1 protein-coding gene is annotated in these 653 nt (G+C 62.2%); it reads right to left on the bottom strand.

Annotated elements, in window-relative coordinates; genetic code table 11:
• Nucleotides 1-4: 4 nt before the first annotated feature.
• A partial coding sequence (locus tag EN879_RS38010; protein ID WP_164774952.1) for an OmpA family protein occupies nucleotides 5-653 on the bottom strand: 649 nt, incomplete at its 5' end.

The following is a 653-nucleotide window of genomic DNA, read 5'->3' on the forward strand; positions in this document are numbered from 1 at the left end:
TCCCTCAGTTGACGAGCTTAGTGGCGGAAAACTCGATCCGCCGATTGAGCGCCTTGTTCTTCGGCGTGTCGTTGTCGGCAACCGGGCGCTCCTCGCCATAGCCAGTCGCCGCGATCTGGGTGCGCGGAATGCCAGCGGCAACTATGGCGTCGGCAACCGCCTGGGCCCTTCGCTCCGACAGGCGCTTGTTCTCGATGGGCGACCCGTCGGAATCGGTGTGTCCAGAAACCTCGACCTTCAGGCCCGGGCACTTGCCCACGACGCCGACGACCTCAGCAAGCAGCGGCCGGCTTTGGCTATCGAGCCGCGCGCTCGCCGTTCTAAAGTAGATGGCTCCGGTGCGCGACAGCACCGCGAACCTGTTGAGGCACTCCTCGTCGCTGAAGCTGGTCTTCGCCGCATCGGTGGTGACAGGCCCGACATCGGCAGTGCTCGCCGCAACCGGTTGGACAACAGCCGGCTTGCTGCCGTCAGCGATGAAAACGAAATCGAATGAAACCGATGCCGTGGGAACAATATTGGTCACGTTGGCCGCCTGCTGGAGTTTATCCACGTTCGGCAGCAATCCGAAGTCTTCCACATGCACGGCGACAGGAGCCTCCGAAGCGACCGACACCATGGTATCGCTGATCATGGTGACCACGATGTTGGCT

This window comes from Mesorhizobium sp. M7A.F.Ca.AU.002.02.1.1 (assembly GCF_003998535.1).
GTDB lineage: Bacteria > Pseudomonadota > Alphaproteobacteria > Rhizobiales > Rhizobiaceae > Mesorhizobium > Mesorhizobium ciceri.